Here is a 535-nt window from a genome sequence, read left to right on the forward strand (position 1 = left end):
TTAAGTCGTTATTTACCACTGACTTAAATTTCGTTAACAAATCTTGATTATTTAACGTCAGCTACTTTGACTACTGTTTTACCGAAGTTATCGCCATTTAGCATACGAACAAAGGCATTTGGTGCATCGTCTAAGCCTTCAGCGATGGATTCTTTGGTTTTAACATCACCTGACTCTACCCATTTGCTCATGGTTTTGAGGAACTCTGGGAAGTGATCGCCATACTCTTCAAAGATGATAAAGCCTTTAATAGTGAGACGACGGCTCAACACATTGCCCATTAATACACTCAAACGATCCTTGCCATCAGGTAGTTCAGTCGCGTTGTATTGTGAGACCAGACCACATACTGGGATACGTGCATGAGCGTTTAGTAATGGCATGACCGCGTCAAATACTTTACCGCCGACATTTTCGTAATAGATATCGATACCATTTGGGCAAGCAGCTTTTAATTGCTCAGCGAAGTCGTCCGCTTTATGGTCAATACAGACATCAAAGCCTAGCTCATTGACAGCGAAGTCGCATTTTTCTT

General features: G+C 41.7%; 1 protein-coding gene. It reads right to left on the minus strand.

The features are described from left to right. Positions 1 to 47: 47 nt before the first annotated feature. The coding region (locus ACS8FD_RS24110; RefSeq protein ID WP_439277704.1) for a zinc-binding dehydrogenase at positions 48 to 535 on the minus strand (488 nt) is incomplete at its 5' end.

This window comes from Psychrobacter sp. 1U2 (assembly GCF_051847575.1).